Annotated in this window: 16 protein-coding genes and 2 pseudogenes; 8 read left to right on the top strand and 10 right to left on the bottom strand. The window is 55.6% G+C overall.

What is annotated here, in order from left to right:
• Window position 1 precedes the first annotated feature (1 nt).
• From BBOH_RS09350 to BBOH_RS08685, 4 genes and pseudogenes are all read right to left on the bottom strand, one after another.
• Window positions 2–124, bottom strand: coding sequence for a hypothetical protein (locus tag BBOH_RS09350; RefSeq protein WP_272945325.1), 123 nt, complete (start codon window positions 122–124; stop codon window positions 2–4).
• A 135-nt stretch (window positions 125–259) separates the two neighbouring features.
• Complete coding sequence (locus BBOH_RS09345) at window positions 260–577, bottom strand: transposase (protein ID WP_044098012.1); 318 nt, start codon at window positions 575–577, stop codon at window positions 260–262.
• 243 nt (window positions 578–820) lie between these two features.
• Window positions 821–1,480 (bottom strand): annotated as a pseudogene (locus BBOH_RS09340) (transposase); the annotation flags it as partial.
• Window positions 1,481–1,703: 223 nt separating this feature from the next.
• Window positions 1,704–2,252: a hypothetical protein gene (locus BBOH_RS08685; protein WP_143242346.1), complete on the bottom strand. Its 549-nt coding sequence runs from the start codon at window positions 2,250–2,252 to the stop codon at window positions 1,704–1,706.
• Between the two features lie 532 nt (window positions 2,253–2,784).
• On the opposite strand from BBOH_RS08685, the pseudogene BBOH_RS01425 reads away from it, so the two are divergent.
• From BBOH_RS01425 to BBOH_RS01420, 3 genes and pseudogenes are all read left to right on the top strand, one after another.
• Window positions 2,785–2,987 (top strand): annotated as a pseudogene (locus tag BBOH_RS01425) (hypothetical protein).
• A gap of 1 nt (window position 2,988) precedes the next feature.
• On the top strand, window positions 2,989–3,219 hold the full coding sequence (locus tag BBOH_RS08160) for a hypothetical protein (protein WP_052118108.1): 231 nt from the start codon (window positions 2,989–2,991) through the stop codon (window positions 3,217–3,219).
• Window positions 3,216–3,764: a CHAP domain-containing protein gene (locus BBOH_RS01420; RefSeq protein WP_052118107.1), complete on the top strand. Its 549-nt coding sequence runs from the start codon at window positions 3,216–3,218 to the stop codon at window positions 3,762–3,764. The genes BBOH_RS08160 and BBOH_RS01420 overlap by 4 nt, the downstream gene beginning before the upstream one ends.
• A 556-nt stretch (window positions 3,765–4,320) precedes the next feature.
• Here the strand turns inward: BBOH_RS01420 and BBOH_RS01410 are convergent.
• Window positions 4,321–5,619, bottom strand: a complete 1,299-nt coding sequence (locus BBOH_RS01410) for a hypothetical protein (RefSeq protein ID WP_033520347.1) — start codon at window positions 5,617–5,619, stop codon at window positions 4,321–4,323.
• Window positions 5,620–5,839: 220 nt separating this feature from the next.
• The gene (locus tag BBOH_RS01405) at window positions 5,840–6,118 is read right to left on the bottom strand and encodes a metal-sensitive transcriptional regulator (RefSeq protein ID WP_033520685.1); all 279 of its coding nucleotides are present in this window, start codon (window positions 6,116–6,118) and stop codon (window positions 5,840–5,842) included.
• A gap of 440 nt (window positions 6,119–6,558) precedes the next feature.
• Between BBOH_RS01405 and BBOH_RS08445 the strand changes: the two genes are divergently transcribed.
• Together BBOH_RS08445 and BBOH_RS01400 are read left to right on the top strand one after the other, a co-directional pair.
• On the top strand, window positions 6,559–6,933 hold the full coding sequence (locus tag BBOH_RS08445) for a cupredoxin domain-containing protein (RefSeq protein WP_074428491.1): 375 nt from the start codon (window positions 6,559–6,561) through the stop codon (window positions 6,931–6,933).
• A gap of 180 nt (window positions 6,934–7,113) precedes the next feature.
• Window positions 7,114–9,606 (top strand): heavy metal translocating P-type ATPase, encoded by a 2,493-nt coding sequence (locus BBOH_RS01400; RefSeq protein WP_074428490.1) that lies wholly within the window; start codon window positions 7,114–7,116, stop codon window positions 9,604–9,606.
• 140 nt (window positions 9,607–9,746) lie between these two features.
• Here the strand turns inward: BBOH_RS01400 and BBOH_RS01395 are convergent, their stop codons facing one another.
• Entirely contained in the window at window positions 9,747–10,319 is a 573-nt protein-coding gene (locus BBOH_RS01395; protein ID WP_052118106.1) for a DsbA family protein, read from the bottom strand.
• Between the two features lie 216 nt (window positions 10,320–10,535).
• On the opposite strand from BBOH_RS01395, the gene aroA reads away from it, so the two are divergent.
• On the top strand, window positions 10,536–12,044 hold the full coding sequence (aroA, locus tag BBOH_RS01390) for a 3-phosphoshikimate 1-carboxyvinyltransferase (protein ID WP_033520345.1): 1,509 nt from the start codon (window positions 10,536–10,538) through the stop codon (window positions 12,042–12,044).
• Between the two features lie 175 nt (window positions 12,045–12,219).
• Here aroA and BBOH_RS01385 read toward each other — a convergent pair whose 3' ends face one another.
• The 3 genes from BBOH_RS01385 to BBOH_RS01375 all read right to left on the bottom strand — a co-directional run bounded on the left by BBOH_RS01385 (window position 12,220) and on the right by BBOH_RS01375 (window position 18,147).
• Window positions 12,220–13,449 (bottom strand): acetate/propionate family kinase, encoded by a 1,230-nt coding sequence (locus tag BBOH_RS01385; protein ID WP_033520343.1) that lies wholly within the window; start codon window positions 13,447–13,449, stop codon window positions 12,220–12,222.
• A gap of 303 nt (window positions 13,450–13,752) precedes the next feature.
• Window positions 13,753–15,438 (bottom strand): phosphate acetyltransferase, encoded by a 1,686-nt coding sequence (pta, locus tag BBOH_RS01380; protein WP_033520341.1) that lies wholly within the window; start codon window positions 15,436–15,438, stop codon window positions 13,753–13,755.
• Between the two features lie 231 nt (window positions 15,439–15,669).
• Window positions 15,670–18,147 carry a phosphoketolase gene (locus tag BBOH_RS01375; RefSeq protein ID WP_033520339.1) on the bottom strand — a complete coding sequence of 826 codons (2,478 nt, stop codon included), beginning with the start codon at window positions 18,145–18,147 and terminating at the stop codon, window positions 15,670–15,672.
• 508 nt (window positions 18,148–18,655) lie between these two features.
• Between BBOH_RS01375 and guaA the strand changes: the two genes are divergently transcribed.
• Both guaA and BBOH_RS01365 read left to right on the top strand, forming a co-directional pair.
• Window positions 18,656–20,218 (top strand): glutamine-hydrolyzing GMP synthase, encoded by a 1,563-nt coding sequence (gene guaA, locus BBOH_RS01370; protein WP_033520337.1) that lies wholly within the window; start codon window positions 18,656–18,658, stop codon window positions 20,216–20,218.
• Between the two features lie 371 nt (window positions 20,219–20,589).
• Entirely contained in the window at window positions 20,590–21,438 is an 849-nt protein-coding gene (locus tag BBOH_RS01365) for an aldo/keto reductase (RefSeq protein ID WP_033520335.1), read from the top strand.
• Window positions 21,439–21,594 lie beyond the last annotated feature (156 nt).

The following is a 21,594-nucleotide window of genomic DNA, read 5'->3' as shown; positions in this document are numbered from 1 at the left end:
ATCAAGAGCCCATAATCCAGTTGCCACCGCCCTTGATGAAATACCACAGATCGTCTTGGTCTTCGAGGTCGATGACATTCTCGTTGGCCTGCAAACTGTTTAGGATTTCAGACGACTTTTCCATAATCGCCTCCTTTCGAATAAAAAAATAACAAAATGTTATTCTTATCACAGTATAAGTTATTTATTATATTATGCTGACGGAAAATATGGTGTTGCGATTTTTGATAATGTCAGGCTTGTTGTGCACTTCTGGTTTTCAGCCTTGATTGCCTTCGTGCGGTGTTTCTACCGTTTTTTCGGTTTTCGGTTCGGGTAGGGACATGTCGAGGTATCTGCGGTCTGGCCAGCTTTGGGTGACGTGGCGGATCCTCGCGGTGACGGGCATGAGGGTGCTCTTCCCGTCGAGGAACTGGCCGACGACCCGGGTCCTGCGGCGTATCTCCCTGTTGAGGCGTTCGATCATGTCGTTGGTGCGAATCAGCTTCCAGTGTTCCATGGGGAATTCCGGCAGCTGATGGGTCGTGGTCTCTCCGATGCCCTCGCACAGGTATCCGGCGGCCTCCTTCAGTTTCATGCCGTCCAGCTCCACGGCGACCGATTCGGCCTTGGCCAGTGTCTTTCCGCGGTCCTCTTATGGCAAACACGGCCTTGAGCATGGCCACCACCTGCTTGCTCTTCCGGTGGGGCACCTTGGTTAGGACGTTGCGTTCGAAGTGGACCATGCACCGTTGGTAGCGGGCCTGCGGGGGAGCAGCTCGCCGACGGCGCGCGCCAGACCCGGGTTGCGGTCGCCTATGACGAGCCTGACGCCGGCCAGCCCGCAGTCGAGCATCGAGCGGATGAACGATTCCCAGCTGGCAGAATCCTCCTTCATGCCCTCGGCTATGCCGACGGTCTCGCGGCGACCGTCTTCGCCGACGCCGATGGCGACCAGGACGGACACGTTCTCGATGCCCCCGCCCCAGCTGCGTTCCGGCCATATCCCGTCCATGAACACGTACGGGAAGGCCCGTTCCAACGGCATGTTCCGCCATGCGTCGATGCCCCCGTAGACCCTCTTCAGATCGTCCGAGAGTGTCTGGGGCGGCACCCGCTCGCCCCAGAGCGCCTGGCTGATGTCGTCGACCCGGGGTCGACACCCCCACTGAAGTGCATCTCCATGAGCGCCTCCTCGACGCTCGACTCGCGCGTCCGGTAGCGCTGGATGACGACCGACTCGAACAAAGCCCCTCTTGAGCTTGGGCACCCTGACGGTCATGCTGCCGGCCTTCACTATCAGGCTCCTTTCGTAATGGCCCGCGCGATATAGACCTTCCTTCCTACCTGTCTTGCGCTCGTAGCGCGCGGCGCCGGCGGCCTGGTCGGGCTCCGCGTCGAGTATCGCATTGAGGATCTCCTCGACCTTCGAGGAGACGAGCCGGCCGAGCTCGGTCTCGAACTTGGACTCGTCGACCTGTATGATTCTGCTGTCGGGCATGGTCCCAACCCGCTCTCCAATCAGCGATTATTTGATCTGGCGATTGAAAATCGCACACAGGCAAGGGGCCACGCCCCCTATCAAATCCGAAAACCCAATTTGCGCAAACTACCAGACACTGCCATAGGGTTGGATACCGTTTGGGTTAGAAAACGTAATAAATAGTATTGAATTTAGGTGGTGCGCATTAAGCGTAGCTTACTTGTGCGCCACCTATGAATATCTATTGGTCCACTGTTTTCAGAGATGAAAAAAGTATTGATAGTTCAGTCTGATACTTTTCTGCTAAAAGAACTGCTCTCTGTTGAATTAATGTCTTTACGATTACACAAAAAGTTTCAGCGTTCATTATGCTTAGACGGATGAACTCGTTCTTTACTGTACTGGAAAGATATGGTTCTAGGCAGAAAACGTTAATGAATGTGTCCCATCCTTTTTGCTCATCGCCAAATTGTTCGTAAAACGTTCTGTGCTTATTGTCTGGATCGTATTTACATTGGAAATTATTTTTTTGATTAAGACAAAAGAAGCCATAGATTTTTTGTAAATAAGCATCAATATAATCCTGTAGACCGGTAAATCTGCCTCGGTTTATATCGCATTGTCTGTGGTGAGGGTGCCAGCCGTGGCCTATTCCTTTTGGAGCTATCCAAAAATTCGCAAGGCAATGATAAAAAGCATAATATTCTCTTAAATAGGGTGGCCACTCACGCTTATCTTGTGAACTTCGCTTGTTTGCAGGGGCAATGTAAAAGTTGTCGTTGTCTTTCAATTCTTTGCTTGCATTAGTGGCGATTGCATTAAAGGAGTTTATCGTATCGCCGCAGACGTCTATAAAGGATTTATCGAAATTAATTTTTTTAGAATTTCCTATATAATAATGTTAATGTAATCAGGCCATAGCGCTAGATAAAACTTCATCGCTATATCGGACATATCAGGATCGTGATTACCAGATGTCACATCACATTTGTAAGAAGTAAGCAGTTGATTATTTTTTATGCTACATGTTCTTGCTTGATTTGTGCTGATTGGTAGCAGTAGAAGTTCGCTTATTTTAGACTCTGAAAGCAATTGCATGATGCTCCTTTTGCAATACGATTATGTGGCAGTATATTTTAATTTTACGATTCTTTTCGAAAAAGATTATCAAACACTTAAATTCATCCTGCCTGCAACAATAGCGTAAGTATAGTTTTGAAAAACATTTTGCGTCCGCCTATATTCCACTCTGAGGGGTAGAGACTGATATCCGGCTGCGCGTCCGCGTGGCCGATTTTCTTGCTTTTGTAAGGGGTGTGGCTGTGACGCAGTTGCCGCAGATATTGGAGTTGTTCAGTAAGTTCGCCATCATCGGCGGCGGCCTGTGGGCCGTGTGGGGCGCAATCACGTTCGGCGGCGCGCTGAAGGACCAGAACGGTCCCGACATGAAGTCGGGCATGTGGCAGATTCTGGGCGGTGCCTGATTTGCGCGGCTGCGGCGATCTTCAAGACGGTCGCCCTCTGATATGTCCGCGTTGCAGGACCTCGTCGTCGGCATGCTCAACGCCGTCGTCGGCGGAGGGGTCGGCAACCTTGCCTCGAGCCTGCTGTTATCGAGTCCGGAGGCGTGGAACAGCGGCCTCTATCAGACTGCCCTGAACATCCACCAGACGGCGGTGAAGCCGTTGACGGCTGTCGTGCTGGCGGTCATGTTCAGTATGGAGCTGGCGCGCAACTCGGCGACGGGGACGCGTTGATCATCGCGCACAACGTCGGCGAGGGTAGCCTCAAAATAACCAGCACCCCGCGAAACATGTGGAAATGCCTTGAGAACGAACATCGCATAATTGGCGGAGGACAGAGCTGCAACATCGGCAGGCTCAGTCCGCTGCTGGTGTTGAACTCGGACGGCCGCCACGTCAACGTGGAGGCCACCGGCACCGACCAGTCATCAGTCACATACGAGAGATTCCAATGCACCTGGTGGGCCTTCATCCGCCGCCGGCAGATCGGCAGACCCGTCGACCCCTACATGGGCAACGGTGCCCAATGGAACGACAGCGCCGCCAAACTCGGTTACCCGGTCTCCCGCAGCCCGAGGCCCGGCGACGTGATGTGCTTCGAGGCGGGCGTGCACGGCACCGACCCCGTCTACGGGCGTGTGGCCGTGGTCGAGGAGGTCGAGGACGACGGGTCCATCATCATCAGTCAGTCAGGCACCGGATGGATGGCCGTCGTCATCGAAACCATCAGCCCGCAACAACTCAAAGCCATGGGCGACGGCATCAGCTTCATCCATTGAGACATACGAGGGGAACAAGAGAATGTTCGACAGGAAACGAAAACTGGCGCTGGCTGCGCTTGGCACGATTATCGTTGTGGGCCTGCTTGCGATGCCTTTGGCCTGCCGGCATCCGCCAACAGGAGACACGTCCGGCCTCCCAGACCATCGGTATCGATATGCCGAAAACCGAATACAGAAAGAAGAGCCATGCCGTCCCAGTCCTGGAGCCTGAGCAGGTGTGCGAGCGGATAGCGCCCAAGGCACTTGCCGACTACGTCACCGACAGCCCGGATCGCACTGAGAAACTAAGGCAATACTTCGCCAAGGATGCTAAAGGGTTGGATATATCGCTCTCGGACATCCAGTCGCAACCGGCCCAAACCTTCAACCGGCTACCTCGCCTTCGGCCGAGACAACGACACCCCCATCTGCAACGTATGGACCGGCCTTGAAAGCCCATGGAGGCTTACTTTTCATTATCGGCAAACAAATGGTTGAAAATCTAGACAAGTTGAAGGACCTATCCAGAATGGCCTATGAATTAACTATTAGGGTTCTCATTGGTGAGTTTTGCTCATTGCCTAGATGTGAAAGAAGTCGTGGCAACTTTGTTGGTCGCATCAAATTTCATTGGGTTTCCGGTCATTCTTTCCATTAGTCCTAGGTGTAATTGAACTTCTTCGACAAATCCAGATGCACTTATGTATTGTAAGATTGATTCCTTCAAGCTTTCTGTTTGTTTGTCTTTTGGTAAGTGGATAACGCAAAACTGTATTCCAGAACACATAAACGTAACGAGATAATATTGTTTTTTAGTTCTTGCCCCATTGAAAAAACTTATCCCTGCGGAATAACCTGTTCCGTTTTCTGCTGGTTTATCCGCACAAAAAACTATAAAGTTTTCAGGTATTTTCAACTTTCCTATTGCTTGCATCCATGATTCGGGAATTCGAACTCCCTCAGCGTAAGAGAGGAGAAGAGCAGTTTTTACGCACCAAAACTTGAACTTTTCGATATTACAGTGGCTGAGCAGTTCTCCCTTTTTATATGCTTTGCTTATGGGTATTTCGATATTATCCCCTAACAGATTTGTATTATGTTCTTTGCACAGAAGACTACTTGTATATGGTTTCACTTTTAAAAGTTCGACTAGCCATCTAGGCGTGATATGTTCTACGGTTGTTTCTTGGTCGTTGCAGAGAACACATCCAGAATTAGATTTAATACGGTCTGGAATATTGTTGCTTTTTTGATCGGACTTGAGGATAATAAAATGATCATTCGGTACATCCTGTCCTCCTGCGGCGTACATATCACCAACGCCTATTTCAAAATCCCATTTTTTATCTTTACGAAGCTTTGCCTCTATTGCTTTAGGGTTCTGAGAACTGGAAGACACTGCAATTACAGGCTTTGGGTGTCCTGCCTCGCTATCGGTAATAGTTGCTACCCATCCCACCTTATGTCTGCCTGAGTCGATGAATGGAATGCCCAAAGAATGTGTGTTCTGCAAAAACCATTTTTGTCGATCATCTGCTTCGAAAGACATCATGTTTATTAGATTGGCGAATTTTCCGGTCTTTAATGCGTGTAGTTTTATCGTTGAACCCGTGAGACTGTATTTAACACTAGTGCTTACATTCCAATTTAAACACAGGATATTCTCTTGATTCTGGTTGTCGACCGTTTCGGCTTCAAAGAATTCTGCCAATTCTTTCGTTAACTTTTCATCCTCGCAATCAATGTATGGACTTGTCAAACACAAGGAAAGAGCATCCATTCCAATTTGACTTTCTTCAAGTAACCCTGATTTGCCGAAAGGCAAGGTCGATATTGCAATAGAATATTTTAGTGCCCTGTCTAAATGATTCATTGATTGAAGCCTTCGACTCTGAAACACGATTATTACAATGACAATAACTAACTATACAACTCGAATTGAAGCCTAGCCATATATTTTTAATTTCATTCTGGTTTTCCCTTTTACGAACATTATTTATTTTCCTTTAATAAAATGACCTCACGCCTCGTGTGAAATAGATATAATGGACGATTCGGTGGTTTCGAGCGCGGTATGTGCGAACAGACATGGTTCAGGATTTGACCAGGCGGGTGATGGCGGCGATGGCCTCGTCCATTTTTTCGTCGGCCACAGGACCGCCTTGGGCGGCGGCGCAAGCCACGCAACTGTTGAGATGGTCTTCGAGCAGAATGAGCGCCGCCGATTTGAGGGCGCTGGTCGACGCGGCGATCTGGGTGAGCACGTCGACGCAGTACGTGTCACTCTCGATCATCGAGGTGATGGCGTGTACCTGGCCTTCGACGCGGCGCATGCGGGCCATGAGTTTGCGTTTGTCGTGGACGTAACCCACGTGGGTGCAGGTGAGGTCATCGCTTGAATCATGAACGTGAAGACCGTCCGTGTTTTTGGTTCCGGTCGCGTTTCGCTGCGTTTGTGCGTTGCCGCCGTGCGGGCGAATGTTCACGTCTGAAGCGGCAGAGCGCGGCCGACCGGCGGTGGTGTCGATCTGAGTGGTGCCCGACTTCTTGCGCGTGGGCTTTATTCCATTGCGGCTGTTGATGTTTTTGGCCATTCGAAACCTCCGATTTGCTGTGCCGTAGGCAGTCCGGTCGTGGTTGGGATGATACCCGGCAGCCATTTCGTGGCGTATTGCATGCTGCCGTGCCGTCTGTCTCCTTGTTTTACCTGAAGCGTTACATCTTGACACAGTATACCCTAGGGGGGTATTGTTCGTAGGGTAGATGAAAAGGTTGTACGTTATTGATGCGAGGTTGAGGGGAGGATTGCGTGATGGGCAATATCGTGGTCGTGATCATCGCCGTCGTGCTCACGGCGGCGATCGTATGGTATTTCTTCGCGCCGCGTAAAGCTGCTGCGGCGAACCGCCAAGGAGCCGTGCAGGTTGCGCATATCGTGGTCAAGGGAGGCTACAGCCCGCAGGTTGTCGAAGTTCAGGCCGGCTCGCCCGTGCGGCTCGAATTCGATCGCCAGGAGGATGGTGAATGCTCGTCCCATGTGGTGTTCAGCGATCTGGGCATCGACCGCACCCTTCCGGCCTTCCAGACCACGAGTGTCGAGTTCACTCCAAGCAAACCCGGCGAGATCCCATACGCGTGCGGCATGAACATGCTGCACGGCCTGGTGCGGGTCGTGGCCAAAGGGTGAACTGGTTTTCTGGTGGCGTTGCTTTCGAGCTGTGAGCGCTTTTAAAATAAAAATTCAAATGATAAATGGAACGATGAGAATTTCGACTCCCCGCCCATCATTCGGTTCTATCTGAGGGTTCCGGTTCGATGGTCGCGCAGACGAACGGGGCCGGTGATGCGGCGAATGTAAGGTGAACGGATGATTGAAACGATGAAAAGGACCGACGAGGCGCTCCAAAACGCCAGGACTGCGAATCTTGCCGATGATGACGGCGATTCGGAGCGCCGCCGTGAGATCAAGGCGTTGATTCGCAGGTTGGTGGTGGCGGTCGTGTTCACGGTGCCGGTTTTCGTCTTTGCGATGTTCGGCATGTGGCTCAGAACGTTCGTGCCGATGGGTGTCATTGATTTCATGACCAATCCGTGGGTTCAGCTGGCATTGATCACCCCTGTCATGTTCTATTCCGGTTGGCCAATCCATCGAACCGGTTGGCTTGCGCTCGTGCATCGTTCGCCCGAGATGAACTCGCTGGTGGCGCTTGGCACCGCCGCTTCCTACGGCTACAGTCTGGCGGTCACCGCGGTGCCGGAGCTTTTACCCGCGATGGCGAGGGAACCATATTATGAATCCGTCGGAACCATTATCTCTCTGATGCTCGTAGGTCAGCTTCTGGAGGCTCGTGCGCGTCTGGGCACCGGCGAATCGATCCGGGCGTTGATCGGGCTCAAACCGCGAACCGCACGTGTGGTGCGCGACGGCACGGAAGTAGCGATTGACGCGGAGAAGGTGAAACCCGGAGATATCGTCGTGATACGTCCGGGCGAGAAACTGCCGGTGGATGGTGTGGTGGTCGCCGGCGTCTCCAGCGTCGATGAATCAATGATTACGGGGGAGTCCATGCCCGTAACGAAACATGAGGGTGACACGGTCACCGGGGCGACCATCAACACCACAGGCGCGTTCCGGTATCGGGTCACGAGGGTCGGTTCGGATACGGTCCTCGCCCAGATTATCGACCTGGTGCGTACTGCGCAGACCTCCAAGGCTCCCATCCAACGGTTGGCGGATAAAATATCCGGATTTTTTGTGCCGGGCGTCATTATCGTGGCGATCTGGACTTTTGCTATCTGGTGGCTGATAGGGCCCGCGCCTCGTGGAGTGCACGGCCTGGTCTCGGCGGTGGCGGTGCTGGTGATCGCCTGCCCGTGCGCCTTGGGAATCGCGACGCCGCTCTCCGTAACGATCTCGACGGGCAAAGCGGCTCGCTTCGGCGTTCTGTTCCGTTCGGCCGAGGCGTTGCAGAACACTCGTAGGATCGATACGGTCGTGATGGACAAGACCGGCACCATCACGCGCGGGAAGCCGGAACTGACCGATGTGGTGATGCTCGATCCCGCCGATGGACCTTCTGGTCGGCATGGCGATGCAAAACGGCAGGAGAAGGAAAATCACATACTGAGAATTGTGGCTTCGGCGGAGAGCCTTTCGGAACATCCTCTTGCTCAGGCCATCATGGAGGCCGCGAAACAACGTAACCTCGATATTGGGCAGCCCTCGTCGTTCCAGGCAACTGCGGGTTCCGGACTTTCGGCGCAAGTCGAAGGGCGGCGGATTCTCGTGGGCAACGAAGCGTTCATCACCGGTTCGGGTGTCATTTTCACTGCTTCCGAGGTGCTTGACCGGCTTGCCGATGAAGGCAAGACTCCGGTCGTCGTGGCCGTCGACGGCGCAGCCGTCGCGGTGCTCGCGGTGGCTGATATGGTTAAGCCTGACTCGGCTAAAGCAATCGCAGAACTCAAACAACGGGGTCTCAATATCGTGATGCTTACCGGAGACAACCAAACGACCTCCAAAGCCGTGGGCGGACAGGTCGGTGTCGATCGAGTGATTGCGGGCGTGCGCCCGGAACACAAGGCCGAGCGGATAGTTGACTTGCGAAATGAAGGCAGGATGGTCGCGATGGTGGGCGACGGAATCAACGACGCTCCGGCGCTCGCGGCAGCCGACATAGGTTTCGCGATCGGCACCGGCACCGATGTCGCCATCGAATCGGCTGACGTGACCTTGGTCTCCGGCTCGCTCATGGGTGTCGTCTCAAGCGTCGACCTTTCGCGTGCGGCCATGCGTAACATATCGCAGAACCTCGGCTTTGCCTTCGGCTACAACGCATTGGGCATCCCGGTCGCGGCCGGGGCGCTCTATCCGATCTGGCATGTCATGCTCAACCCCATGATTGCGGGTGCGGCCATGGCGTTCTCCTCGCTTTCGGTCGTGCTCAACGCCAATCGTCTGCGCGCTTTTGACCCTAACGCCGTCAAGCCTCGCAGAGTCAGGTTCAAGCGGCATGAACGGCATGTCGAGCTTGACGCACAATCCCCACAGGAAGGCGACCCATCGCCCGCAGAATCCCTTCCTGCCGAGCCAGACTCAGTGCAGACCACGCAAGCACGGTCGGTATCATCCGTTGGCGCATCTTCGGATGCGCCAGCCAAATATGGTCAATCAACGAAAGGAACCACTATGGATATGGATATGAACAACGGCAACAAGGTCAAAGACCCGGTGTGCGGGATGACCATCGACCCGGAGTCGGCCGCCGGTAGCCAGGAGCACAACGGGAGGACCTACTACTTCTGCAGTGCCGGTTGTGCCGAGAACTTCGCCAAGGATCCCGCCAAATACGCGGACTGAATCGTTCGGCGAACCATTTTCGCAGGGTGAGGGCATCACTGACTCCATGGTTGCCTGCACCCTGTCGGTCCGACCTTAACGGTTGTTGGTTTCGTGCATGCCGTGTGGTTTGCCTTGAGAACCGAGCGATGGCAGTGTATTCAAGTCTCCGACTTTGCTGCCGTCGATGCCGATGAGGGCATCGAAGCGATCGGCGACATCGCCAAGGCGCTGGCGGAGCGGGTTGAATAATGTTTGGTGGTTGCCGAATCAAGGAAGTTGATGAGATGGAATTGCAGGTTGATCTGCCTGGCCCGCTGCATTTTCAGGAGAGTCGGGTCAAGTCGACGGCTGAGTTCACCGCACGTCGGGCATAGGAAGTCGACGTAGATTTCGACGGTCGGAGCTTTGTGATTATACTCGGCAGGGGTATATGCAGGAAGGGCGCCCTCGCTCGTCGAATTCGCGGGCTTGACAGAGGTGGTTTGGAATTGCCGGTATGGATCATGTGGGTTCTGGCGACTCATACGCCACCATGCGACGCCTCCGATTGTTCCGACAAGTACGAGAATCATGGCTATTGTTACGGCCACTATAAGCTTCCACACATACGGTAGATGCGGAGCGCTACGCCGGGCATGAAGGGGCATCCTTTTACGGGAGGGCGCGTCATCATGTGATGTGGCCATTGCGGTCTTGGTCTGCTCGTTGCGCATATCATTGTTGAACGTCATAGCCGTCTGACTGACCCCCATCGTGTCAAAATCTGCAATGCATTACTGTCGGCAGTCAAAAGGATATGCCGTAGTGCGGACCATAAACGTTTTTCGTTTTTGTTTTTGTTTTCTGGGACACATGTCGCGTATTCCGGCAGCTGGCGTCGTTCCGGCCATGGCGCGGGTTGATCTCTGTCGCCGTAGTCATTCTGTATATAAGTGGCACTAGACTCGATGACCATGACCAATGAGGCTATCTACCAAGCGACCAATGGTCGCAAAGATTCACATTGCGACCTTCGTCGTCAGGGTGGCTCTAAGACTACGGCTCAACTCGCTGACCCGTGGCCCGCTCCCGTGGCAAGCGGCCCGTTGAACGCGACGGTCGACGTGCCTGGCAGCAAGTCGTTGTCAAACCGGTACCTGATCATAGCCGCCTTGGGTCGTGAACCGGTGACTTTACATGGCTTGCTGCGCTCGAGGGATACGGATTTGATGGCCGCTGCGTTGCGTGGACTGGGGGTCGGTATTGAATATGATCCCAATGACGACACTCTGGCAACCGTCACTCCGCCGGTCAGTGGGCGTTTTCGTGGTGACGTGACGGTATATTGCGGATTAGCTGGTACAGTGATGCGGTTTGTGCCTTCGTTGGCCTTGTTCGCTGATGGGCCGGTACATTTCGACGGCGACGAACAGGCTTACGCGCGTCCGATGCATCCGGTGCTTGACGGGCTGGAACAGCTGGGGGCGCGTGTGCGATATGAGGGGAAGCCGGGTTTTCTGCCTTTCACGATCATTCCGCCGTCGAACGATGATGTTTCCGGGGACAGTAAGGGTGGGCTGGCGGCCGGCATCACACGAGTGTCCATTGACGCTTCAGCCTCGTCACAGTTCATATCAAGTCTGTTGCTCATCGGTTCGCGGCTGCCATATGGGCTGGAGCTTCGGCACACCGGTGAAAGCCTGCCGAGTCTGCCGCACATTCGCATGACCATGGCTGATGTGGAGACCGCAGGCGGTTCGATACGCATGCCGCAACCGGGGCGGTGGGTGGTGGCCGCAAAGCCGATTCAGTTGCCGCAGGGCGTCGTCGTTGAGCCGGATCTGTCGAACGCCGCACCGTTCCTTGGTGCGGCGATGATTGCCGGTGGCTCGGTCAGTGTGCCAGACTGGCCTGTGTCCAGTACCCAGCCCGGAGCCTTGTTGCCTGGCATCCTGACCAGAATGGGGGCCACGGTGTCGTTGGACGGTCGGCCATTGACGGGTAATGATGACGGCGGGACGGATGGTTTGGCCGGCAACGATTCGTCTGGCGCACATGGGCTGTTGACGGTATCGATGAGCGGCCCGATTCATGGGCTTGGAGACGGTTTTGACTTGGCGGCCGCGGGGGAGATTGCCCCAAGCATCGCCGCACTGGCCACACTCGCTGATGAACCCAGCGAACTGGTGGGCATCGGCCATTTACGTGGTCATGAAACGAATCGGCTCGCCGCTCTGGTCACTGAGATTACCCGTATTGGCGCCGGTGCGGAGGAACTGCCTGATGGTTTGCGCATAATCCCCGCGACCCTTGACCGTTTGCATGGCGAAACGATGGAGACCTACGCCGACCACCGCATGGCCACTTTCGCGGCCATGATCGGATTGAAGGTGCCGGGGACACGCATTCGAAACGTGGGTACAACACGTAAGACATTACCCGATTTCACGGGCATGTGGAGCGCGATGCTGCGTTGAAATTCGCAGTTATCCGGATTATTCTGATTCGTGGGATTTTTGGGTGTTGAGAACCTCGGAGATCACGGTTCATCTTTCGTTATCGATTTGACGGGGCGATGCCCTTAAAAACAAAAGCGGTCTTTTCGTGATTGTGACTAATCAAGAAAAGACCGCTTTTCCTATTCGAGCTTATTTACTTCTCGAACACGTTGCCGTATGAATCCCTGCCTTCTTTTGCGATTTTTTCGGCCTTGTGGGCGATGGCCAGTTCCTCGTTGGTGGGAATGACGCAAATGGTCACGGAGCTGTCCGGTGTGGAGATGATGCGCGGCTGCTTGGAGCGGATCGCGTTCTTCTCCTCGTCCAGCTTGACGCCGAAGGGCTCCAGCTTCTTGCACACGTGGGCGCGGACCTTGTCATCGTTCTCACCGACGCCGGCAGTGAAGGTGATGACATCCACGCCGCCCATCTGAGCGGTGTAGTTGCCGATGTAACCAACAATACGGTGCACATACATCTTCATCGCGAGAATGGCGTCTTTGTTACCTTCACCGATGAGGCGATCGATCTCGCGCATGTCCGCAAAGCCGGTCATGCCCATCATGCCGGACTTCTTGTTGAACAGGTCGTCGATCTCGTCCACGTTCATGTGGGCGTTACGGATCAGGTGGAACACGACGGCCGGGTCGATATCGCCGGTGCGCCCACCCATCATGAGCCCTTCAAGCGGGGTCAGACCCATTGAGGTGTCGATCGGGCGGCCGGAAATCTGAGCGGAAGCCGAAGCGCCGTTGCCGATGTGCAGCACAATCTGCTTGAGTCCTTCCGCCGGCCTTCCGAGGAATTCCGGTACAACGCCGCCGATGTACTCGTGGCTCGTGCCATGGGCGCCGTAGCGACGAATCTTGTATTTCTCGGCCACTTCTTTGTTCAGCGCGTAGGTGCTTGCCTCTTCGGGAAGCTGGAAGAAGAAGGATGAATCGAAGACGAAGATCTGCGGCACATCAGGAAGCAGCTGTTCCATGACTTCCGCACCCTTGGCCTCGGGTCCGTTGTGCAACGGTGCCAACACAGCGAGATCCTTGACCTGAGCAATGGTCTTCTCATTGACCAGAGCAGGCTTCGGGAAGATCGAACCGCCCTGAACCACACGATGACCGACGGCGACGATCCCGGAATCCTGAAGATTCGGACCGTACTCCTCAAAGAAACCGAGAACACGCTTCAAACCGTCCGCATGCGTCTTGATTGGCTCATCGAGCTCGTGCTTCTCTCCGTTGAACTCATGCTTGTAGTGGCCGTCAATAGGCTCACCGATTTTTTCGACCAACCCATTGGCGAGACCCTCGCCGGACTCGAGGTCGACCAGCTGATACTTGATAGAGCTGGAACCGGCATTGATGACAAGGACGGTTTTCGCCATTGTGTGCATCCTCCATATATAAATTGACCCGTGGTTGGACTCCACGGCTACCAAACGTTCAGTCTACTCACGAGCTACTACAAGAGCTGTATTCCTGTGCTTTCTCGAATTCTTGCATAGGTGAGATTATGACTCGCGTTGTCAACGCTCATCCAAACCTGGACGCAGTCACAAGGTGCACGATCACGTGTCAGTGTGAATGCAGCCTGTTTCGTTGTGTGCTTTCGATATAAAAAATTCCGTCCATATTGCCGACAATGGTGTATGGATCCCGGCGATACGGACGGAATATGGTATTCGCTGTTACTGTTGTGCCTCGACGGCGGTCAGAGCGACGGTGTTGATGATGTCATCGACGTTCGCACCGCGCGACAGATCGTTCACTGGCTTGTTCAGCCCCTGCAGGACCGGTCCGATGGCCAGAGCGCCGGAGGTGCGTTGAACGGCCTTGTAGCCGATGTTGCCTGCGGCAAGGGACGGGAAGACGAACACGTTGACATGTCCGGCCACATCATTGCCCTTGGCCTTGGTGGCCGCGACGACGGGAGACCATGCGGCGTCGAACTGGATGGAGCCGACCACGGGAAGCTCCGGAGCCTTCTGCTTGACGATCTGGGTGGCTTCCTCGACAAGATCCACGTCCGGGCCTTTGCCTGAACCAAGGGTGGAATAGCACAACATGCCCACCTTGGGGTCAATACCGAAGGAGCGGGCCGTCTCCGCGGACTGGATGGCGATGTCCGCCAGTTGCTCGGCGTTGGGGTTGAGATTGATCGCACAGTCGGAAAAAACGGCTACGTGATCCTTGGAGCACATGAGGAATGCACCGGAAACCAGCGAAGCGTTGGGTTTGGTCTTGATTACCTGAAGTGCCGGACGCACTGTGTTGGCGGTCGAATTGATGGAACCTGACACCAAACCATCGGCTTTGCCCAATACCACAAGCATCGTGCCGAAGTAGCTCGGGTCTGCCAGTTGCTTGCGTGCCTGCTCAGGGGTCATGCCCTTTTTCGCGCGAAGCTCGCAGAGTTTGGAGGTCATCGGCTCCAGCACTGCCTCGTCGTCCATGGGCTGATATGTGGCCTTGTTCAGAGACTTGAGACCGAGTTGTTCGCCGCGAGCCAGGATTGCGTCTTTGTCTCCTACGATGATCAGATTGACGATGTCGCGTTCGAGCAGGTAGTCCGCGGCCTTGATGATGCGGTCTTCCGAGCCTTCGGGCAATACAATGGTCTTTTTGTCGGCCTTGGCGCTGGCCAGAAGGCTATTTTGGAAGGCATAGGGAGTGATGGGGGCGTTGAACGGAGCGCGTGCCGCGGCGACGACTTCCGAGGCCGGCGCATTATCCAAGAAGGCTTTATCGGCCTTGGATTGCGCGTCCGGGTCATCGTCCGAAGGGAAGTCCACCGCGGGAATGGTCCACACCGGCACGGGCCAGTCGGACAAAGCCCGCTTCGCGTCCGTCGCCTTCTGATCGGTGCAGCCGGTGACGAAAACGCCGGCGACCTCGCCGCCCTCGTTCTCAATGGTCCTGGTGCAGGCTTCCACCGTCGCTCTGACCTGATCGCCATCGCGCGGAATGGTGCATACGGCCAGGAAGGTCTTGGCCTTCAGGTCGGAGGCGATTTGAGCGTTAAACGTGAAGTTCTCCGGATCGAACACCTTGGAACCATCCGTGCCGACGATGACCATGGAATCAGGGTCGATGTCTGCAAGTTCGTTATTGTACGCGGCCACGATGTCCCCACGCGCACCGGCCTTGTCGGTGCGGGCGTGCCTTGGGCACAAAGCCCTCACCTCGCCGGCTTCCGTCTGACCGGCATTGGCAACGGTGAGCAATACGTCGGTGAATGACTCATGCTTGCAGGCTACGGGGCGGTAAATGGCGGTCCTGCCGAGCGCAGCAAGCGCCTTGACTACGCCATAAGCAACGACATTACGGCCGTTGCCGCCTTCCGGACTGGCAATGTAAACGACTTCATTGGCCACGATGAAACTCCTTTGTGTGCCTTTCGGCGCATTGATGTGCGGTCAATCACGATATTGACCCTCTCTATTCTATGCGCGGGTGTGACCGGACACACATGGTTCGGCGGACTTGGGCAGGATATATTCATTACCGGGAACAAATCACTGATGATATGCGAAAGGGCGTCCGAACCGCAGTCCGGACGCCCTTTCGCATATCACACGCTGAACAATGTCAACGATCGGTCATGCTCACTCGTTGTCACCAGCTGTCGCAGCGGTAGCGGAGATGCCGCCCTGATGATCGGTGTTCACGTCGGAGTAGACCCACTCGGAATAATCCGGGTGGTCGTAGCCCTTGTCGACCGCGAACTGGAAGGCATCCTGACGGAACTGTTCCAGCTTGGCGATCTCGTCGGCGTACTTGTCGGCGTCAACCATGCGCAGCGCCTCGGCGGTCAGCTCGTAGCGATCCATCTCGTTGACCCGCACCATGTCGTATGGCGTGGTGGTGGAGCCCTGCTCTTCGTAGCCGTGAACGTTGAAGTTGTCGTGGTTCGGACGGTCGAAGATCAGGGAGCGGATGTCGTGCGCGTAGGAGTGGTAGGCGAACAGCACCGGCTTGTCGGCGGTGAAGATATCCTCGAACTCGGCATCGGTCAGCGCCTCGTCGTTCTCCTTGACTCCCTGCAACTTGAGCAGGTCGACCACGTTGACCACCTTGAACTTGATGCCGATGGCCTTGAGCTTCTCGGAAGCTGCCATGATCTCCTGGGTAGGAACGTCGCCGGCGGCGGCAAGCACGACCTGGACTTCGTCGTTGTTCTTGGCATTGGAAGCCCAATCCCAAGTGGCTGCGCCCTTTTCAAGTTCGGCACGAGCTTCGTCGAGAGAAACCCACGTTGCGGCGGGCTGCTTGCCGGCGATAATCGCGTTGATCATGTTGGTGGACTTGAACGCCTTCTCGGCGACGGCCAGCAGAAGATTGGCGTCGGCGGGGAAGTAGATGCCCGTGACATGGTCGTTGTTGAAGGTCTTGTTCAGCAGCAGCGAGGTCACGCCCGGATCCTGGTGTGAGAAGCCGTTGTGGTCCTGACGCCATACGTGGGAGGTGACGAGCATGTTCATCGAAGCGATCGGCTTGCGCCACGGAATCTCGCGCACCGTGGCCTCGAGCCACTTGGCGTGCTGGTTGAGCATGGAGTCGATGACGTGCACGAAGGACTCGTAGGAGCTCCAGATGCCGTGACGTCCGGTGAGCAGATAACCTTCGAGGAAGCCTTCCATCTGATGCTCCGAAAGCTGTTCGATGACCTGACCGGTGACGGCCATGTGTTCGTCGGTCTGCTCGGACAGATAGCCGTTGTCCCACTGCTTGTTGGTAACCTCGTAAGCGGCCTGCAAGCGGTTGGAGGCGGTCTCGTCCGGTCCGAAGATACGGAACGAATCCGGGTTCATCTTAATGATGTCGCGGGTGTAGTCGCCCAGACGACGCGTGGCCTCGAGCTGGCCCCAACCATGGCCGAACTTCTCGACCTCGGAGACCTTGTAATCTTCGAGGTTCGGCAGCTTGAGATCCTCGCGGATGCGACCGCCGTTGGCGTTCGGGTTCTGGCCGATGCGCAGTTCGCCCTTCGGCATGAACGCGGTGACCTCGGGACGCACGGCGCCCTTGTCGTCGAAGAGCTCTTCGGGCTTGTAGCTTTCGAGCCAGCCCTTGAGCACCTGGAAGTGGGCCTCGGTATCGCGGGCCGAAGCGAGCGGCACCTGATGGGCGCGCCAGGAGCCTTCGGTCTTCTTGCCGTCGATGTACTTCGGGCAGGTCCAGCCCTTGGGGGTACGGAAGATGATCATCGGGTAGGTCGGGCGTGCCATATCATCGGTCTGAGCCATTGCCTTGATGTCGCAGATCTCATCGAAGACGGTCTCGAGCAACTCAGCAAAGCGGCGGTGAATGGACATGTGATCCTCGTCGTCGAAACCGGCGACGAACTCGTAGGGTTCGTAACCCATGCCCTCGAAGAACTCGTGGAGCTCCTCATCGGGGATGCGGGAAAGAATTGACGGATTGGCGATCTTGTAGCCGTTCAGGTGCAGAATCGGCAGCACGATGCCGTCGGTGCGCGGGTTGACGAGCTTGTTGGACTGCCAGCCGGTGGCCAAGGGGCCCGTCTCGGCTTCGCCGTCGCCGACGACCGCGGGTACGAACAGGCTAGGATTGTTCATGATGGCGCCGTAGGCGTGGCTGAGGGCGTAGCCCAACTCGCCACCTTCGTGAATCGAGCCCGGAGTCTCAGGTGCGAAGTGCGAAGGAATGCCGCCAGGGTAGGAGAACTGGCGGAAGAACTTCTGCAGGCCGGCCTCATCCTTGGTGATGTTCGGGTAATACTCACTGTAGGTGCCGTCAAGGTAGGACTGCGAGGTTCCGGCGGGTCCGCCATGACCGGGGCCCATGATGAACACGGTGTTCTGCTGGTGATCGGCGATCAGGCGGTTGATGTGACCCATCAGGAAGTTAAGACCCGGAGTGGTGCCCCAGTGGCCGACCAGACGATACTTCACGTCCTCGCGGGTGAAGGGTTCCTTCATCAAAGGGTTGCTGCGCAAATAAATCTGGCCGATGGAAAGATAGTTCGCGGTGCGCCAGTATTTGTCGACGCCCTCAAGCGATTCCTCGGAAACCGGCTTGTCGAGCTTCTTCCACGGGGTTCCAATAACAGGACTAGTCATGTATGCTCCTGTACTCCTGCACGTTCACGTGCTGTTGGTTATTTCTTTTTCGGTCGTGCGTTTCGGGTATTGACGAATCGCCCGGGACGCATTCCCAAATCGCCTCCAAGTTTACGTTCCGTTAACGACTTTTGGACGTTTTTTTGCATCTGTGTGCGTAAATGTTTTATTTTTGGTTATTATTGTGGTTTTTACCAAGAGGAATGTGAGAATTTCGAACGCCCCTTCGAATCGAGCAAACGTTGCAATAGAGCCAAAACATTATATTTTCCAACGATTACGCATGTTCGGTTCGCAGAAAAAACGTGCGGCGTGTTGATTTTTGTGAGGTTATGTTTTGTTAAATTGCTACTCGAAGATATAAAACCTGCCGGCTCGCATCCGCCGACCATGACAAGCCTTTCGCACAAAGCATCATGCTACAGGGTTTATGGTATAAAACGAGTAGGCACGCGCACGAAACATGTGTGGTTGGTGCAGGACGGAACACATATGAGGGAGAAGTCTTATGGCCGAGGGTCCAGTACTTGTCGTTGATTTCGGGGCTCAGTACGCCCAGCTTATCGCACGGCGTGTTCGCGAGGCGAACGTTTACTCCGAACTGGTGCCGCACACGATGCCGGTTTCCCAGATGCTTGCCAAGGATCCGAAAGCCATCATTCTTTCGGGGGGTCCTGCGTCCGTTTATGAACCGGGCGCGCCGACCATCGACAAGTCCGTTTTTGAGGCGGGCGTGCCCGTGCTCGGCATTTGCTACGGCTTCCAGGTGATGGCGCAGGAACTCGGCGGCAAGGTCGACAAGGCCGCTCTGGGCGAGTACGGCAAGACGGACACCGTGATTGATCATGCCGACGGCGTCCTGGCGGATTCACCCAACGACCAGACCACGTGGATGAGCCACGGTGTCGCCGTGGAACAGGCACCTGCCGGCTTCGAAGTGCTGGCGCACACCGCCGGCGCGCCTGTGGCCGCCATGCAGGACAAGTCTCGTAGGCTTTACGGCGTGCAATGGCACCCGGAGGTCAAGCATACGCCGCTGGGCCAGGAGCTTATCTCCACGTTCCTGCATGATTGCGCCGGTCTGCCTCGTGACTGGGATGCGTCGGGCATCATCGAGGATCAGGTGGCCAAGATCCGCGCCCAGGTCGGCGACGCCGAGGTGATCTGCGGTCTGTCCGGAGGTGTGGATTCGGCTGTGGCTGCAACGTTGGTTCATAAGGCCATCGGCGATCAGCTCACATGCGTGTTTGTCGACCATGGCATGTTGCGCAAGGGCGAGGCCGATCAGGTCAAGCATGATTTCGTCGAGGCCACCGGTATTCGCATGATTACGGTTGACGCTTCCGAGGACTTCCTTGCCGCCCTCAAAGGCGTCACCGAGCCGGAGCGCAAGCGCAAGATCATCGGTGAGAAGTTCATTCGGACTTTTGAGAAGGCGCAGCGTCAGGTGCTCGAGGAGGCCGGCGCGCGTGGCAAGGAGGTCAAGTTCCTCGTGCAGGGCACCCTGTATCCGGATGTGGTCGAGTCCGGCGGTGGTGACGGTGCAGCCAACATCAAGTCGCACCACAATGTCGGCGGTCTGCCGGATGACGTGAAATTCGAGCTCATCGAGCCGTTGCGTACGCTGTTCAAGGATGAGGTCAGGGCCATCGGCACCCAGCTTGGTCTGCCTGAAAGCATGGTCTGGCGCCAACCGTTCCCTGGACCGGGTCTTGGCATCCGAATTGTAGGGGAGATCACCAAGGAGCGTCTCGATCTGTTACGTGACGCGGACGCCATCGCACGCGAGGAAATGAGCCGAGCCGGACTCGACCGCGAGATATGGCAGTGTCCGGTCGTGTTGTTGGCGAACGTGCATTCGGTGGGCGTTCAGGGCGATGAACGCACCTATGGTTCACCGATCGTGCTACGTCCGATTACTTCCGAGGATGCGATGACGGCCGACTGGTATCGTCTGCCTTACGACGTGCTGGCCACCATCTCCACCCGCATCACAAATGAATGCCCGAGCATCAACCGTGTCGTGCTCGACTGCACCTCCAAGCCGCCGGCCACGATCGAGTGGGAGTAAGTCATTCAGGCCAGGCTCGGGCTTAGGACGATATTCCGGTCATAAGGGTGCAAACCCTTGGTCGCCGGTCAAAGCTGCGGACACCGGCCTGCTGCGGGTCTGGCATCAGTTGCTCACTGTGTCTGCGGGCATACCGTGGCCAGCTGAGAAATGCCATTGTGAAACCTGTCGGCGAAAATCATGCGTTTGCGGATTCGCTGGCAGGGTTTATCCATGTTTATGGCTACCGGTCTGCTTGTTTCGGCCATGAAAAGGCCGTGCTGCATCCAATTACGCCCGAAGCCGATTAATCGCAGTATTCGCGCCTCGGCTATTTCAGGCGTTACAGTTGAAGTGACTGACTAATCTCGATGATGAACGAAGGTGGCGCAATGACGGTATTGACTGAAACCTATACACTGAACAACGGGGTGGAGATACCCAAGGTAGGGTTCGGGACCTGGCAGATTCCGGATGGTAAGGTTTGCTACGACGCGGTGCGAATGGCGCTTGAAACGGGCTACCGCCATATTGACACCGCCTATGTGTATGGCAATGAGAAGAGCGTGGGACGGGCGATTGCCGACTCCGGCATCTCCCGCGATGACATTTTCGTCACTTCTAAGCTGCCGGCCGAAGTGAAGGACGCAGAGGGTGTGCGCGATCATTTCGAACGGACCATGGACAACCTCGGCCTTGATGTAATCGACATGTACATCATCCATGCCCCATGGCCGTGGAGCCAGGCAGGAATGGTGCGTTGCGACGACGAGAACCTCGTGGCATGGAACGAGCTGGTCAAGCTCTACCGTCAGGGGCGTATTCGCGCCATTGGGGTGTCGAACTTCGATGATCACGATTTGAAGAACATCCTGGACCATTCCGAGGTCAAGCCGGCCGTTGATCAGATTCAGTATTACATAGGCGCGACCGAGCCGGTGAACACGGCATTCGCCAAAGCCAATGATGTGCTGGTGGAGGCCTACTCACCGCTGGCGACCGGTGGCCTGTTGGATGACCCGCAAATCAAGTCGATGGCCGAACGTTACGGCGTTTCGACCGCACAGTTGGCGATTCGCTTCTGTCTGGACAACGGTGTGTTGCCGTTGCCAAAGGCCACGACGCGAGAGCATATTGAGCACAACGCGGCTGTGGATTTCGTCATCGGTCCGGAGGACATGGCTACGTTGAATTCCATGCCCGATCCTAAATCGACTGACCACAATCCCAGCCAGCATTGAATAAATGCCGACGGTTTCGAATTTTGGTGCCCAACACTTTGTTCGGGTGTTGGGCACGCTGTATTTTCGGCCCACGGTAAGTCGCATCGAGCGATTGGCCGGGCGGCAACGATAAAAGTGGTTGAATGGAGGGGTATCTGTTGTTTGTTGAAAGGA

Origin of the sequence: Bifidobacterium bohemicum DSM 22767 (genome assembly GCF_000741525.1) — a bacterium.
In the GTDB taxonomy this organism is placed as follows: Bacteria; Actinomycetota; Actinomycetes; order Actinomycetales; family Bifidobacteriaceae; genus Bifidobacterium; species Bifidobacterium bohemicum.
This window is presented reverse-complemented; position numbering and strand designations above follow the sequence as displayed.